Genomic DNA, 15,120 nt, shown 5'->3' with positions numbered 1-15,120 from the left:
CGGGCGCGGACAGGTTCAGACCTGCTCGACGCCGTGCGGCAGCCGCGCCGCCAGAGTCCATCCACGCCCGTCCAGGCGATATTCACAGTCGCCGCCGAGCAAGGCCAGCCGCTCGCGAACACCGGTCAGACCCATTCCGGCCGGCGGGATCGGCGACCGCATGGACGCCGGCCCGGCCACGTTGGTGAACCGGGCCACCACGTGCTCGCCGCGATCGGCCAGCCGCAGTTCGCAGGCGGTTCCCGGCCGAGCGTGCCGGACGATGTTGTTGACCGCCTCAACCGTCACCGCGCTCAGCGCCTGCGCCCGAGCGGCGCTCAACCGGGCGATCTCGACATCTGCCTGCACCTGGAAGCCGGCGACCCGCAACCGCTCGGCCTGCTCGGCCACCGTCGCCCGTAGGGTGTCCAGGCTGGCCAGCGGCTGGACGCCCGGGAGGGCCGGGCCGCGTCGCAGCCGACCGAGCAGTTCCCGCAGGTCATGCGCGGAGGATCGACACTCCTGGGTCATCCATTCCAGGTCGGCGCGGACGGCTTCGGGCACGCCCGGCTCCGCGAGCGCGAGGTGGGCGCGCATGGCGGTCGCCGACAGGGTCTGCGCGACGGTGTCGTGGAGGTCGCGGGCAAGCTCGAGACGAAACCTGTCCAGCGCCGCGCTCGCCCGCTCGCGCTCCAACCCGACCAACCGCTGCCAGCGCCGTCCCAGCTCCCCGCTGCCGATCGCCAGGGCGAGCAGCAGCACCAGCACAGCCGCTGTCGCCCAGTGGTCGGCAGGGTTCCGGATCGCCCGCATCACCAGCACCAGGTAGCCGAGGGCAGCCAGAGCCACACTGAGCGGGACCTTCCAACGCAGGTTCTGCCGGAAGGCGGCCATCACGTTGATCAGCACGGCCAGGGCGCCCGCACTGGGCACCACGTCCGGAACCAGCAACCAGGCACCCAGACCCGCCGCACCGGCAAGTGCACCGGCCAGCGGCCAGCGATAGGAGATCGCGGCCCCGACGCAGGTGAGCAGGTCGATTGCCCACATGTAGTGCCACTCTTCGCCGGAGTTGATGGTGAGGCTCGCGACGAAAAGGCCGACAGCCAGAATCGGTTCAAGCCAGCGGGTGGTACTTTGCGCGGACCCGCCCTCCGGGGGTGTCATGCCAGCAGGCTACCGAGTTGTCGGCAGCCTGCCGATTCAGCGCCGGGATCGGAAACAGAAGAAGGGAAGAACTTCGCAGAATCCGGCCTGAACCGCGCCGCGGCCACCACGGCGAACCGTGCGGCCGACTCGTACCAGGCGCAGCAAACCAGGAAGTACAGCGGGAACCAAAGCGATCACGAATGCCAGCGACATGGTGTGTACTCCAGACTCGAGGGGGGTGGCGGGTACAGCTTCTACTGTACGGACGCCGTGTAACAGCCGACAACTCGCGTTACCGCCGGTTCATGGCGGGCCACTCGACGATGACGGCAGTCAACTTTCCGCGACTCCGAGTCACCCAAAGTTGATCCGGACGACCACACATCGAGGTGCGGCCGATTCAATGGATGCATCGATCGGAAGCAAGCCGACCGAAACCCACCCCCAGCCTCCGCCGGGCCTTCAGGAAGCCCCCCGTGGAGTCGATCCGGATCGGCTCCTTACCCCCCTCACCGCGACCGGGGGCCCGGCGTGAGGCACCCCGGCCGGCCGTCCCCCGACAGGTCAGTTCCGTCGGACCAGCCCCCAGGCATTCGCCCGGGCTGCCAGCTGCGCCCGGCTGCGGCTGTTGGTCTTGCGCAGCAGCCGGCTCACGTACGTCTTCACCGTGCTGGGTGCGAGATGCAAGGCGAGCCCGATGTCGGCATTGTCCATTCCCGAACCGACCAGCCGGAGCAACTCCACATCAGCGTCGGTCAACTCGCGTGGGCGCGTCCCACTACGGCTGATGCCTCGCAGGACCTGACCGGTCAGCTTGGGCGAGACCAGGGCGTCACCCTCATACGCACTCCGGATGGCCTGCACCAGGAGCACCGGCGGATCGACCTTGAGCAGGAAGCCGCTGGCTCCCAGCGCCAGCGCCTCGCGCATCGACGGCTCGTCGCCCACAGCCGTGAAGCACAACGCGCGCGGCGGCTCGGGCAGCCGGAACACCTCGCGAAGCAGTGCGATGCCATCCATTCCCGGCATGTGCAGATCGGTGACCAGCACATCCGGGCGCACGTCCCGAACCAACGCCAGCGCAGCGACTCCGTCGCTGGTGACATCGACCAACTCAATGTCGTGGACCTGGGCGAGGTACCCCCGGATGGCGCGTTGCGCCAGCGGGTCGTCCTCGGCCGCGACGACCCGAATCATGCGTGCCCCCCGGTAGCCCAGCCGCCCGGATTCACCACGCCGTCGCAACTATCGGCGGGCGTCGACCCCGGTGACGGGCAGGATCTCATTGTGCGGCTCACTTCTGTCGGGGGCGACGCTATTCTTCCACCCGGCTGCCGAGGATATACAAGCCGTATTTCGCGTGCCGAAACAGTACTGTTGCCGGATTCCCGATTGCCTAGTCGTCGGATGATTGCTGAGCGGGGACGACGGTCGCTCGGTCGCCTTTCCAGCGGGTAACCGCAGTTCCGTGACTCCCTCGATGATGAATTAGGAGAGCACCACCCGCTCAACGCGCGCGCGGGTGCGCAGTGAGGAACACTTCACGCAGATGTTCCACGGTCACCAGGGTGTAGATCTGCGTCGTCGCCACCGACGCGTGGCCCAGCAACTCCTGCACGACCCGGACGTCGGCGCCGCCGTCGAGCAGGTGGGTGGCGAATGAGTGCCGCAGGGTGTGCGGACCGATCCCCGCCGTGATGCCGGCCCGGGCGGCATGGTGGCGAAGGACCGCCCACGCCGTCTGCCGGCTGAGCCGGGCGCCGCGGCTGTTCACGAACACCGCCGGCGTGCTTCCTCGGGCCTGTTCCAGCAGTGCCGGACGCCCGCGCACCAGCCAGGCGTCCAGCGCGGCCCGGGCGTAGGAACCCACCGGCACCACCCGCTCTTTGCGGCCCTTGCCGAACAGCCGCAGGGCGGCGTCCGGATCGTGAGTGAGCCCTGAGACGTCGTCCACGTCGAGGGAGACGATCTCGGTGATCCGGGCGCCCGTCCCGTACAGCAGCTCCAGCAGTGCGGCGTCCCGCAGGCCGGCCGGGGTGCTGGTGTCGGGGGCGTCCAGCAGCGCCTGCACCTGATCGATGGACAGCGCCTTGGGCAACCGGCGGCCGGCCCGCGGCGGCGCGACACCGGCTGCCGGATTGTCGCCGGCGACGCCGTCCTCGACCGCGAACCGGTGCAACGACCGGACCGCGCTCAGCGCCCGGGCCACGCTGCTGGCGGCCAGCCCCGGATGTTCAGCATCGCCGGTGCGCAAGGCGGCCGAGAACGCGGCGACATCGGCTTCGGCGACGGCACCGAGGTCGTCGTGTCCCCGGACCTCCAGGAAGCCGGCGTAGCGGGCCAGGTCGCGCCGGTACCCGGCGACGGTGTGGCTCGACGCCCCGCGCTCGACGGTGAGGTGATCGAGGAACGATGCGATCGCCCGCGGCACGACTCGGTCGCCGGACATCGGACGGTCAGTCCAGTTCGGCGATCGCTTCGAGCTGACCCTCCCGGACCTGCCGGGCCGGCCACGCGCTCTCGGCGGGTCGCAGCCCGTCCAGGCGACCGCCGAGCCTGGCGGCCTCGAGGGCAAGAATGCCGGCGACCATGGTCGGGCTCTGTACCCGCCCGGCGTAGATGCCATCGAGCAGGTCGTCCAGCGCGATCAGGCAGATCTCCATGTCGAGTTCCTCGTGCTCGACCACGAAGCCGTCCGGACGCGGCACCTCGCGCAGTCCGCGGGCCAGGAAGAACCGGATCGATTCGGAGTTGCAGCCGGGTGAGGTGAACATGTCGATCAGCAACCGCCAGTCGTCGGCGGCCAGCATCGCCTCCTCGGCCAGCTCGCGCTGGGCGGCGGTGAGCCAGGACTCACCGTCGGCGTCGAGCAGGCCGGCCGGCGGCTCGATCAGCTGGTACCCGACCGGATGCCGGTACTGCCGCACCACGACCACCCGGTCCTGCTCGTCGAGCGCGATCACGGCGACGGCGCCAGGGTGCAGCAGGTATTGGCGATGCATCCGGTCGCCGGTCGGGGTGACCACCACGTCGTCCACGTAGTCGGAGACCACGCCCTCGCCCAGCACCCGGTGCCGCTCGATCTGCCACCGGGTGGGGACGTCGGACGCTTCGCCGGCGCCGAGCAGCCGCCGGCCCGGACGCATCAGGACTCCTCCACCGGCAGCCGGGTGTCGAGCCTGCGGCGCAGCGCGGCAGCCACCAGTCCGGTGAACAGCGGATGCGGCCGGGTCGGGCGCGACTTGAGTTCAGGATGCGCCTGGGTGGCGACGAAGAACGGGTGCCGCTCGGGATCGAACTCGACGAACTCGACCAGGGTCGAATCCGGCGAGGTGCCGACGATCCGCAGGCCGGCTCCTTCGAGCTGCTCGCGGTAGGCGTTGTTGACCTCGTAGCGATGCCGGTGCCGCTCGGACACCCGGGTCTTGCCGTACAGCTTGGCCACCAGTGACCCCTTGGTCAGATCGGCCGGGTAGGCACCGAGCCGCATGGTGGCACCCATGTCCCCGTCGCCGGAGACGATCGCCACCTGCTCGGCCATCGTGGCGATCACCGGGGCACTGGTGTCGGGTTCGAACTCGGTGGACGCCGCGTCCTTCAGCTCGCACAGGTCACGAGCCACCTCGATCACCATGCACTGCAGGCCGAGGCACAACCCGAGGGTCGGGATCTGGTTCTCGCGGGCGTACCGCAAGGCGCCGAGCTTGCCTTCGACGCCGCGGATGCCGAAACCGCCCGGCACCACGATGCCGTCCAGGTCACCGAGTTGCTCGGCCGCGCCGGCCGGGGTCTCACACGAATCGGACGCGATCCAGCGCACCTGCACCTTGGCGTGGTTGGCGAAACCACCCGCGCGGAGCGCCTCGGACACGCTCAGGTAGGCGTCCGGCAGGTCGATGTACTTGCCGACCAGCCCGACGGTGACCTCCTCCTTCGGGTGGTGCACCCGGTCGAGCAGGTCGTCCCACTTCTTCCACCGGACGTCGCGGAAGCTGACTCCGAGCCGGCGGACGACGTAGGCGTCCAAGCCCTCGTTGTGCAGCACCTTGGGAATGTCGTAGATGGACGGGGCGTCCGCGCAGGAGACCACGGCCTCCTCGTCGACGTCGCACATCAGCGAGATCTTGCGCTTGACGCCGTCGGGGATCTCCCGGTTCGAGCGGCAGACGATGGCGTCGGGCTGGATGCCGACCTGGCGCAGGGCGGCCACCGAGTGCTGGGTCGGCTTGGTCTTCAACTCCCCGGACGGCCCCAGGTACGGCACCAGCGAGACGTGCAGGAAGAAGACGTTCTCGCGTCCGACGTCGCGGCGCACCTGACGGGCCGCCTCCAGGAACGGCAGCGATTCGATGTCGCCCACGGTGCCGCCGATCTCGTGGATCACAATGTCGACCTCGCGGGTCGCCATGGACAGCATCTCGTCCTTGATCTCGTTGGTGATGTGCGGAATCACCTGGACGGTGTCGCCGAGGAAGTCGCCGCGGCGCTCCTTGGCGATCACGTTGGAGTAGACCTTGCCGGTGGTCACGTTGGCGTCGGCGTTCAGGTTGACGTCGAGGAACCGCTCGTAGTGACCGATGTCGAGATCGGTCTCGGCGCCGTCCTCGGTCACGAAAACCTCGCCGTGCTGGAACGGGTTCATCGTGCCCGGATCGACGTTCAGGTACGGATCGAGCTTCTGCATCGTGACCCGTAGTCCGCGAGCCACCAGGAGACTGCCCAGGCTGGAGGCGGTCAGGCCCTTGCCCAGCGAGGAGGCGACGCCTCCGGTGACGAAGATGTGTTTGGTGCTGCCGCTGTTCCCCACGGGATTCCACCATATAGGTGCCGGGAGCACCCGGGCGAACCGGCGCGCACGTTCACCTGCCTGACATCCGCCCGTTCACCGGGGACGAGGCGGACGGCGGTCTCGACAAGCTCGACCGACGACGAGTTCGCCCGACGAGCTCGCCCGACAATGAGTTGGACGCGCAACTCAGTGCGGGAAGCTTCGCCGAGCCTGGATCGGAAGCCCCGACCGAAGGCTCTCGATGGCGCGCGACACCTCGCCGATCGAGCTGCTCGACCTGATGGCATCCCCGTACCGCAGCGTCGCGGCGAGCGCGTCGAGTTCAACGGTGAAGTAGATCGCCATCAGCGGGTTCACGAACAGATCGGTCACGGTGGGCGTGCCAGGCAGGTCCGGTTGCCCGTAACGGCCTCGGATCGCTGCCGAGATCTGGCCGTTGACGATGCTGGGCCGGGCCGCGTTGTGCAGGGCGGCGTGAGCCACCGCATCGAGATATGCCAGCGCCTCCGGCGAATCCGGCGGGATCGACAGCGCTCCCAGGTAGGCGCCGTCGCTGGCAAGCTCGGCCAGCCGTGCGAGCACGTCGGTACCGGCAACCCCGTGGTGGGCATCGATTCCGAATCCGATGCTGACCACCAGCTTGGTGCGAACCGTCAACTCGCTGGCCGCGACCAGGCTGACGGCATCCTCTTCCGGCGTGCCGAGCCCTGACTCGTCCCCCCGCAGCAGGATGTCCGTCCCACCGTCGACCAGGACCAGCGCATCCGGATCGAAGTCATCGACGAGATACTCGTAGGCCCGCTTGACCGGTTGCACACCGGAGCGCGCGATGGCGTACACCTCCCAGTCGTACCCTTCGGAGCGCAACCAGCGGACCAGCGTGCGCTCCGGGAAGTAGTCCGGACGCCCCGGCGCGTCCGGCTCGATCCGTGCGCACGCCGGCGTGAGCCACACCTCGCCGGTGAGTGAGCCGAGATCGCTGAACGAGAGGTTGGCCAGCCGGACGCGCTTGCCGAGCCGAGCCAGGCGCAACGCGATCGGCAGGCCGGCATACACGTCGAAGCCGCCGCCGGCACCCGCGATCAACACCCGCTCGCTCGACGTCAACGCCGCCCACAGCGGCGGCACGGCGAGTGAGCTGGCCATCGGCGCCGACCGGATCATCTGGCCGCGGGCGTTGCCGCGGCCAGCAGTTCGGCGGCGTGCGCGTGGGCGTTCGCAGAACCCTCCAGGCCGGCCATCATCCGGGCCAGCTCGTCCAGCCGGGCGGCGCCCTCGACGCGCCCGATGCCGCTGGTGGTCACCTGGCCGTCGCTGGCCTTCGCCACCACGAAATGGACGTCGGCGAACGCGGCGACCTGGGCCAGGTGGGTGACCACGATCACCTGGGCGTGCTCGGCGAGCCGGGCCAGCCGGCGTCCGATCTCCAGGGCGACGGCACCGCCGACGCCGGCGTCCACCTCGTCGAAGACGAAGGTCTGCCCGGTCGCTCCCCCGGCCAGCACCACCTCGAGTGCCAGCCTGACCCTGGACAGTTCGCCGCCGGAAGCCGCCTTGGCCAGTGGCGCCGGGCTCGAGCCCGGGTTGGCGGTGAACATCAGCGTGACCTGGTCGGCGCCGTGTGGTCCGATCGGGGCCGGCGCCAGCTCGAACTCGATCCGGGCGTGCGGCATCGCCAACCCGGTCAGTTCGGCTCCGACCAGGCCGGCCAGCCTGCCTGCCGCCTCGGCCCGGGCCGCGCTGATCGCCGTGGCCGTCGCCGCCAACTCGTCGTCGAAGGCGGCGATCCGCCGCTGCAGTTCGGCGATCCGGTCGTCACCGGCGGCGAGCTGAGCGACCCGTACCGCGGCGTCCGCAGCCCACTGCAGCACCTCGGCGACGGACGCGCCGTACTTGCGGGTCAGCTGCTGCAGCACCGAGCGGCGTTCGGCGATCCACTCCAGCCGAGCCGGGTCGGCCTCCAGCCGGTCGTTGTAGCTGGCCAGCTCGGCCGCCGCGTCCGCGGCCAGCACCGACAGTTCCGCGAGCCGCAGCGCCAGCGGCCCTAGTTCCGGATCGTCGCCGACGGCGCCGTCGATGCTCTTGCGTGCGGACGCCAACAGGCCCAGCACGTTCGGCGCATCGTCCCAGGCTTCGGCGTCACCGCTCAGCGCCAGCCCGGCGGCCTGCGCGGCCAGCCGAAGATCGTCGATCGCCTGCAGCCGATGCGCCTCGGCAGCCAGCGCCACATCCTCATCGGGCTGCGGATCGGCCTGCTCGATCTCGTTCAGCCCGAAGCTGAGCAGATCGAGTTCGCGAGCCCGCTCCCGGGCGGCGCCGGTCAGTTCGGCGAGCTCGGAGGCCGCCCGCCGGCGCTCGGCGTAGTTGGCGGCGTGCCGGGCCAACAGGACGCCGTGCTCGGCACCGGCGAAACGGTCCAGCACCTCGCGCTGCCGGTCGGCGCTGCCGAGCCTGACCTGCTCGGACTGCCCGTGGATCGTCGCCCAGCGGGTGACCAGGTCGGCGGCCCGGCCCAAGGGCACCGCGACGCCGCCGAGCAGGGCGCGCGAACGCGTCCGGCCCACCTGCCGGGAGACCAGCAACTCGCCGTCGTCGACCTCGGCTCCGAGCTCGTCCAGTTCGGACGCCGTCGCCGGGTCCACAGTCCACACCCCCTCGACCACGCATCGGGACGCGCCGTGCCGCACCAGGCCACTGTCGGCCCGCCCGCCGAGCAGCAGGGACAGTCCGGTGACCACCATCGTCTTGCCGGCCCCGGTCTCACCGGTGACCGCCGTGAAGCCGGGGCCCGGCTCAAGAACGGCCTCGGCGATCACGCCGAGATCGCCGATCCGTAGCTCAGTCAGCATGCTGATTGCGTTCGGCGATGCCGCGCCAGCCGTCCACCGGGAGAGCGAATTTGCGGACCAGTCGCTCGACGAAGGGCCGCTCGGTGATCCGGGCCAGCCGCAGCCGGTGCCGTCCGACTTGGGCGGTCACCACCATGCCGGCCGCGATGTCGGTGGTCCGGCGTCCGTCGCACCAGACCACCGCCTCGGTCTCGTTGCCGGGCAGGATCTCGACCGACACCGTCGAATGCGGCCCGATCACCATCGGACGGCTGAACAACGCGTGCGCCGACAGCGGCACCACCAGCAGCGCGTCGATGTCCGGCCACAACACCGGCCCGTTGGCTGAGAAGGCGTAGGCGGTCGATCCGGTCGGCGTCGACAGCAGCACGCCGTCGGTGCCCCACCGCGACAGCGCCCGCCCGTCGACCCGGACCAGGACCTCGATCATCCGTTCCCGGGCGAGCTTCTCGATCGACACCTCGTTGATCGCGAACGAACGCCACAGCTCGGCACCGGAAGCGTCGGTGATCACCGTGTCGATGGTCATCCGCTCTTCGACGGTGTAGTTGCGCTCGACGACGTGATTGATCAGCGATCCGGCTTCGTGCGACTCGAGCTCGGCCAGGAAGCCGACATGGCCGAGGTTCACCCCGAGCACCGGAATCTCGAACGACAGCGCCCATTCGGCAGCCCGGAGGATGCTGCCGTCGCCGCCGAAGACGACCACCAATTCGCTGCGTCGCCCCGTCTCAGGGGTCAGTTCCAGGACATCGCCCGCGGACGCCAGCGCGACCAGGTGTTCGTCGGCCAGCAGGCAGGTGATGCCGTGGTCGGTCATACCGGCGATGAAGCCCGAGGCGGCGCTCAGTGCAGCCGGCCGCCCCCCGTGGAGGGCCAGGGTGACATAGCGACTGGTTCCCACGACTGCACCCTATCCGTGGCCACTGACATTGGCCGGTCCGTTGCCCAGCAACAGGAACCATTCGATGTTCCCGGACGTCCCGGGCGTTCGGCTGGGACCGCGCCACACCTCCGGCCGGCCCAGCTCGGCCGCGCGGCCCGCGACCGCGTCCACGCAACGGGCTCGCACCGCTTCGTCGCGGACGACGCCCTGCGAGTCGAGGCCGCCGCGGCCCACCTCGAACTGAGGCTTCACCAGCACCAGCGCCGCGCCGTCCGGGCGGAGCACCGCGACCATCGGTGCCAGCACCAGGGTCAGCGAGATGAAGGACACGTCGCCGACGATCAGGTCGACCGGTTCGCCGCCGACATCGTCAATGGTCAGCTCGCGCAGGTTGAGGCCCTCGCGGACGACCACCCGCGGGTCCCCGCGGACCGGCGCCGCGAGTTGGCCGTGGCCGACGTCCACCGCGTAGACCTGGGTCGCACCGCGTTCCAGGACGACCTGGGTGAAGCCGCCGGTGCAGGCGCCGGCGTCCAGGACGCGTCCGCCGACCGACAGGCCGCTGTCGTCCAGGGCGCCAAGCAGCTTGTGCGCGGCTCGCGACACGTAGTGGTCTGCCGCAGTGAGTTCGATCCGGTCCGCATCGGACACCGGGGTGGAGGGCTTGTTCGCCGGGCGTCCGTTCACCTGGACGGCGCCGGCCCGGATCGCGTCCGTCGCCTGCCCGCGGGACCGTGCCAGGCCGCGCAGCACCAGGGCTTGATCGAGCCGCGCCATCAACGTCCGGACGGCGTCGAACCCGGGTTGAGGACCTCCTGCAGCACCTGGTGCACCTGCTGGATCTGCTCGGCGTGCTCGGCGACCGGACCGCTCAGGTCGAGCCCGGCCAGCGCGTCGTCGATCGCCGGGTGCCCGGTGACGGGCGGTTCGGGAACAGGGCTGCTCACGGGACGCATCCTAACCGCCCACCACGTCCGCACCCCCAAGCCCCTCCCTAACTACCTGTGCCCTCCCGCATGTGGGAGGGCACAGGTAGTTAGGCAGGGCCTAGCGGGCTCGGCGCACGAAGGGAGCGTCGTCGGCAGATCCATCGCCGAGGCCGCGGGCGGCGAGCGCCTCACCGGTGGCCTGGGCGAATCCGACCGCCCGGACCACCACCGGCGACAACCGGGCCACCCAGTGCCGCTCCAGCCCCCGGGCACGGGCGGCGTCCCGGACATCGTAGAACGCCCCGGCCAGGAACGGCACGCTGCGCAGCATGATGCCCACCGCGAGCCCGAGGCGCTCCCCGTCGATGAAGGGCACCCGGTCCGCGGCCCGGACCAGCGCGTCCACCAGAACGGACGCCGGCGTGGTGCAGATCAGCAGCCGGGCAGCCAGGACCGCCTGCAGCACATTGCCTGGAACGACGAACGCCGCGTCCGGCTGTCCGGTGACCAGCTGGAAGCCGGCCAGCACCGCCAGAAGGGCCACCAGCGACCACGGGACGGCGAGCGTCACCCGGGCGGGCAACCTGGTGCTCAACAGAGCCGCGACGGTGAGCACCAGGCTCGCCGTGGTCGCCCACGGGTGCTGGAGCGCCAGCGCCACCAGGGTCAGTGCCAACACCACCAGGTACTTCCAGCCGACCCCGCAGCGGTGCCAGATCGAATCGCCCGGTTGGTGGGTGCCGAACATCGAGGCCGCCGGTCTCATCGCATCAACCCGCGGTAGTGGGCGATCACCTCGGCGGCCGCGCCGTCGGCGACGACACGTCCGGCGTCCAGGAGGAGCACGCGTTCGGCGGCGGCGGCCAACTCCAGATCGTGGCTGGCCACAATCACCCGATGCGGCAGCCCGGCGAGCACGCCGGCCACCAGGTTGCGGTTGCGCAGGTCGAGCAGGGTGGTCGGCTCGTCGCAGACCAGCACGGACGGCTCGACCGCCAGCACGCTGACCAGGGCAGCCAGCTGTCGCTCGCCGCCGGACAGGTCGTAGATGCTGCGCTCGGCGACCTCCGCCAGTCCGTAGCGGGCCAGCAAGCCGATGGCCTGGGATCGCCGCGCCACCCGGTCCCGGACCCGCGCCCGCAAGCTGAGTTCGACGTCGTCGAGCGGCGTCGGCAGGACCAACTGGCTGAGCGGGTCGGTGAAGGTGAAGCCGACCAGCCGGCGCACCCGGGACGCCTCGGTCCGGGTGTCGTGGCCGTCCACGGTGACCACCCCCGCGCTGGGCAGGATCAGGCCGTTGAGCAGCCGCAACAGGGTGGACTTGCCCGAGCCATTGGCGCCGATCAGTGCGATCCGGCGCTGGGTGAGCTCGAGATCAAGTTCCTCCAACAACGACTTCCTGCCGCCGGTCGGCGTGGGGACGCGGACCGCGACCCCGGCGAGACGGATCACCGCAGGGCGACGGCCGGCACCCTGGGCGACAGCAGCGCGGGGAACGCCTTGTGCACCGCCATCGCGATGGCCGCCGCGACCAGGTTCTTCAGCACATCGCCGGGCCAGAAGACCAGGTCCGTGGCGATCGCCTTGGCCAGGTCGATGTGCAGGATCAGCATCAGGCCGAGGATGCCGGCCGGATGAACGATCAGGATGCTCGCGCCGAAGCCGGACAGGAACAACCGCAGGTAACGGCCGCGCCGGCCCGGCCCGGCCAGCCACCGAGCAAAGGCGCCCGCGACCAGGGCGGCGATCGGGAAGCTGAGCAGGTAGCCGATGCTCGGCTTGGCCAGCACGCCGAGGCCGGCAGCTCCGCCGGCGAACACGGGTAGGCCGGCGAAGCCGACCGCCAGGTAGAGGGCGGTGGCGGCGAAACCGCGCCACGGCCCCAGCACCAGTCCGGCCAGGATCACCGCGAGGGTCTGAAGGGTGATCGGTACCGGTCCGATCGGGATCCCGGGCACCACCGAGAAGGCCGCGATCAGTGCGGCGAAAACGGCGATGAAGGCGAGATCAGTGGCTGGTTGTCTGCCGGCTGGCACAAGGACTCCTCGGTCGGGTGGACCGCCGGTCTCGCGGTCCTAGGCAGGATAGCGCCGGCCCCACCGCCAGTTCGGCGACATCGCCGAGAACCCGACCGGCGGACGCCGGCTTCCGGATTCCGGACGCCGCGACGGTCAGTGCAGCAGGTCGAGTCGGGCCAGCGAATCGCCCGGGTCCGCGTCCGTCGCCCAGGACAGGTTGGCCAGCGCCCAGAGCGCATCCAGCTGGTCCGTCTGGGTGTCCAGGGCGGCGTCCAACCCGATCCGACCGTCGTGCAGGTGAGCCCGGGCCGCGCCGCAACGCCACGAGTGGCCCTCGTGGGTTGCCGTCCGCGGCGGTTCGAGCAGCGCCCGTACATCGGCGCCGATGTAGGTCGGGCGATCCCCCGGGCCGGCCGCCAGCAGGTCGTGTTTGCCGTGCGCGCCGGTGAACACCAGCATCGAGGTGATCCCGGCCCGGTTCGCGCCCATGATGTCGGTGTCGATCCGGTCGCCGACGAAGATCGGCCGCTCGGCTCCGGTGTGGCTGATGGCGAAGTCCAGCATCGGTGCGTGCGGCTTGCCGAAAACGATCGGCTTGCGCGGCCGGACGGTCATCCCGACCACGGCCAGCTGGGCGCCGAGGCCGGCGACCAGTCCGCGATCGGTGGGCCTGGTGGCGTCGTCGTTGGTGGCGTACCAGGTGGCGCCGCGCTGGACGGCGATCCCGGCCTCGTCCAGCAGCCCCCATGGAATGTGCGGGCTGTAGCCCTGCACCACGGCGCCCGGGGAGTCGTCGGCGGTGTCGGTCGTCCGGAAGCCGGCTTCGGTCAGCAGTTCCACCAGGTTCTGGGTACCGGCGACCAGGATCAGGCTGCCCGGGGTGAGGGTCTCGGCGAGCACGCCGGCGGCCACCTGGGCGCTGGTGATCAGGTCGTCCGGCCCCGCGGCGAAGCCGAGGCTGTCCAGGTGCTCGGCGACCACCCGGGCGCTGCGAGCCGCGTTGTTGGTCACGTACATCACCCGGGCGCCGGACGCGGTCACCCCGCGGATGCCTTCGACCGCCCCCGGCACCGCGATCGGCCCGAGGTAGATGACGCCGTCCAGGTCGAAGAAGGCGACGTCGTGGGAGTCGATGAGCCGGGTCATGGCGTCTCTTCGGCTGCCGGCTCGGCGGCAACTTCGTCGTCGGGCGCGGGTTCCTCGGAGTCGTCGAAGTCGATGGTGACGCCGTGCAGTTCGCTGAGCGCGTCGGCCGCCCCCGTCTCGTCCTCGGGATCGAGCCGGACGGCGGCGCCGAACCACTGCTCCGCGGCCTCGGTGTCACCGGACGCGGCCAGCAACTCGGCGTAGTAGTAGCGCAGCCTGGCCCGGGCGTTCTTGGGTCCGCGCGCACCGATCAGTTCGATCTCCTGGCGGAGCACCCGGACGGCTTCGTCCCGCTGACCCAGCGCGTCCCGGGCACCGGCCTCAACCAGCTTCAACTCGACCCTGGCCGCCACCGAACCCACACGCTCGAGCCCTTCGCGCACCAGCCGCAGCGCCGCTTGATGCCGGCCCAGGCCTCGCTCGCAGTCAGCCATCACCGCCAGGAAGTCGTCACCGCCGGTCATCCGGCGCAGTGCCCGGAACTCGTTCAGCGCCGCGGCGTACTCACCCGCCGCATACGCGGTGGTCGCCGCCGCTTCGCGAACCACCGGCAGCCGCGCGGCCCTTCGCCGGGCCGCCTCCGCGTGGGCGTACGCCTTCACCGGGTCGTCCTCGATCAACTCGGCGGCCGCCGCCAGGTGGGCGGCCACCTCTTCGGCACGTTCGACGCTCAAACCGCGCAACTCTGCCTTCACGCCCCGGGAGAGCAACTCCAGGTTGACCCCCGTCGGCGTCTCCGGCTCGTCCGGACGCGGTTCCAGCCCTGGGTGCAGCGGCTCGCGGACGTCCTCTTCGCCGCCCCTGCGCACGTCGCGCGGACGCCGCGTGTCGCGTCCATCACCGCGGTCTCCAGGGCCGCGCCGGCTGTCGAAGGCCGGCCGGGTCGAGCGGGAATCCGCTCGCGGCCCGCGATCGGCGGTACTGCCGTGCCCACTGCCGCCACGGCTGTCCGGTCTGCGATCTCCCGGCTCTCGCGTCCGCCTCTGGTCGTCGTCGCCACTACGCCGTTGCCCAGAAGCTGCACCAGCGGCTCCTCGACCGCCTCGGAAATCATCCCGTCGCCGGCCGTCGCGCTCCGGCCCTCCCGCGCCCCGGCGTCCGGACGCCTCGCCACCCCGGGCGGGGCGGCCACTGAAGTCGCGTCCTTGGCGGGCCGGACGCCGGTCCTGGCCCTGCCCCGACGAACCGGCGCTGGACCGAGCGCCAGCATGGCCCCGGTCACGTCCGCTCTCGGCCCCGGCGGAGCGTCCGTAGCCGGACCTCGGTGCCTGACCTCGTGGTCCAGACCCGCCTCGTTCGCCTGCATCGGACGGCCTGCGACCTCCGCCGCCTGGTCCCCGTCCGCGCGCGTAACCCGAGGAATTCGCATCAGTCC

15 protein-coding genes are annotated in these 15,120 nt (G+C 70.8%); all 15 read right to left on the bottom strand.

Annotation, left to right across the window (positions count from 1 at the left end):
* Window positions 1-15: 15 nt before the first annotated feature.
* The gene (locus QM711_RS00075) at window positions 16-1,146 is read right to left on the bottom strand and encodes a sensor histidine kinase (protein ID WP_415095687.1); all 1,131 of its coding nucleotides are present in this window, start codon (window positions 1,144-1,146) and stop codon (window positions 16-18) included.
* Between the two features lie 546 nt (window positions 1,147-1,692).
* Entirely contained in the window at window positions 1,693-2,325 is a 633-nt protein-coding gene (locus QM711_RS00070) for a response regulator (protein WP_415095686.1), read from the bottom strand.
* Between the two features lie 310 nt (window positions 2,326-2,635).
* Window positions 2,636-3,577, bottom strand: coding sequence for a site-specific tyrosine recombinase XerD (gene xerD / locus QM711_RS00065; protein ID WP_415095685.1), 942 nt, complete (start codon window positions 3,575-3,577; stop codon window positions 2,636-2,638).
* A gap of 7 nt (window positions 3,578-3,584) precedes the next feature.
* Complete coding sequence (locus QM711_RS00060; protein WP_415095684.1) at window positions 3,585-4,274, bottom strand: NUDIX domain-containing protein; 690 nt, start codon at window positions 4,272-4,274, stop codon at window positions 3,585-3,587.
* Window positions 4,274-5,935: a CTP synthase gene (locus QM711_RS00055; RefSeq protein WP_415095683.1), complete on the bottom strand. Its 1,662-nt coding sequence runs from the start codon at window positions 5,933-5,935 to the stop codon at window positions 4,274-4,276. The genes QM711_RS00060 and QM711_RS00055 overlap by 1 nt, the downstream gene beginning before the upstream one ends.
* A gap of 168 nt (window positions 5,936-6,103) precedes the next feature.
* A complete protein-coding gene (locus tag QM711_RS00050) occupies window positions 6,104-7,063 on the bottom strand; it encodes a DUF1152 domain-containing protein (RefSeq protein WP_415095682.1) in 960 nt (319 codons plus the stop codon).
* A gap of 14 nt (window positions 7,064-7,077) precedes the next feature.
* On the bottom strand, window positions 7,078-8,766 hold the full coding sequence (gene recN / locus QM711_RS00045; protein ID WP_415095681.1) for a DNA repair protein RecN: 1,689 nt from the start codon (window positions 8,764-8,766) through the stop codon (window positions 7,078-7,080).
* The gene (locus tag QM711_RS00040; RefSeq protein ID WP_415095680.1) at window positions 8,756-9,670 is read right to left on the bottom strand and encodes an NAD kinase; all 915 of its coding nucleotides are present in this window, start codon (window positions 9,668-9,670) and stop codon (window positions 8,756-8,758) included. Before QM711_RS00040 ends, recN begins: the two co-directional genes overlap by 11 nt.
* A gap of 9 nt (window positions 9,671-9,679) precedes the next feature.
* On the bottom strand, window positions 9,680-10,429 hold the full coding sequence (locus tag QM711_RS00035; protein WP_415095679.1) for a TlyA family RNA methyltransferase: 750 nt from the start codon (window positions 10,427-10,429) through the stop codon (window positions 9,680-9,682).
* Window positions 10,429-10,599 (bottom strand): hypothetical protein, encoded by a 171-nt coding sequence (locus tag QM711_RS00030; RefSeq protein ID WP_415095678.1) that lies wholly within the window; start codon window positions 10,597-10,599, stop codon window positions 10,429-10,431. The genes QM711_RS00035 and QM711_RS00030 overlap by 1 nt, the downstream gene beginning before the upstream one ends.
* Before the next feature lie 100 nt (window positions 10,600-10,699).
* Window positions 10,700-11,347 carry an energy-coupling factor transporter transmembrane component T family protein gene (locus QM711_RS00025; RefSeq protein ID WP_415095677.1) on the bottom strand — a complete coding sequence of 216 codons (648 nt, stop codon included), beginning with the start codon at window positions 11,345-11,347 and terminating at the stop codon, window positions 10,700-10,702.
* Window positions 11,344-11,970 carry an energy-coupling factor ABC transporter ATP-binding protein gene (locus QM711_RS00020; protein WP_415095676.1) on the bottom strand — a complete coding sequence of 209 codons (627 nt, stop codon included), beginning with the start codon at window positions 11,968-11,970 and terminating at the stop codon, window positions 11,344-11,346. Before QM711_RS00020 ends, QM711_RS00025 begins: the two co-directional genes overlap by 4 nt.
* Before the next feature lie 59 nt (window positions 11,971-12,029).
* Window positions 12,030-12,617 carry a biotin transporter BioY gene (locus QM711_RS00015; RefSeq protein WP_415095675.1) on the bottom strand — a complete coding sequence of 196 codons (588 nt, stop codon included), beginning with the start codon at window positions 12,615-12,617 and terminating at the stop codon, window positions 12,030-12,032.
* A 135-nt stretch (window positions 12,618-12,752) separates the two neighbouring features.
* Window positions 12,753-13,745 carry an HAD-IIA family hydrolase gene (locus QM711_RS00010; protein WP_415095674.1) on the bottom strand — a complete coding sequence of 331 codons (993 nt, stop codon included), beginning with the start codon at window positions 13,743-13,745 and terminating at the stop codon, window positions 12,753-12,755.
* Entirely contained in the window at window positions 13,742-14,554 is an 813-nt protein-coding gene (locus QM711_RS00005; protein WP_415095673.1) for a hypothetical protein, read from the bottom strand. The genes QM711_RS00010 and QM711_RS00005 overlap by 4 nt, the downstream gene beginning before the upstream one ends.
* Window positions 14,555-15,120 lie beyond the last annotated feature (566 nt).

Origin of the sequence: Micropruina sp. (genome assembly GCF_047602385.1) — a bacterium.
Taxonomy (GTDB): domain Bacteria; phylum Actinomycetota; class Actinomycetes; order Propionibacteriales; family Propionibacteriaceae; genus Micropruina.
The sequence above is the reverse complement of the archived record's forward strand: the minus strand, read 5'-3'. Positions and strand labels throughout refer to the sequence as shown.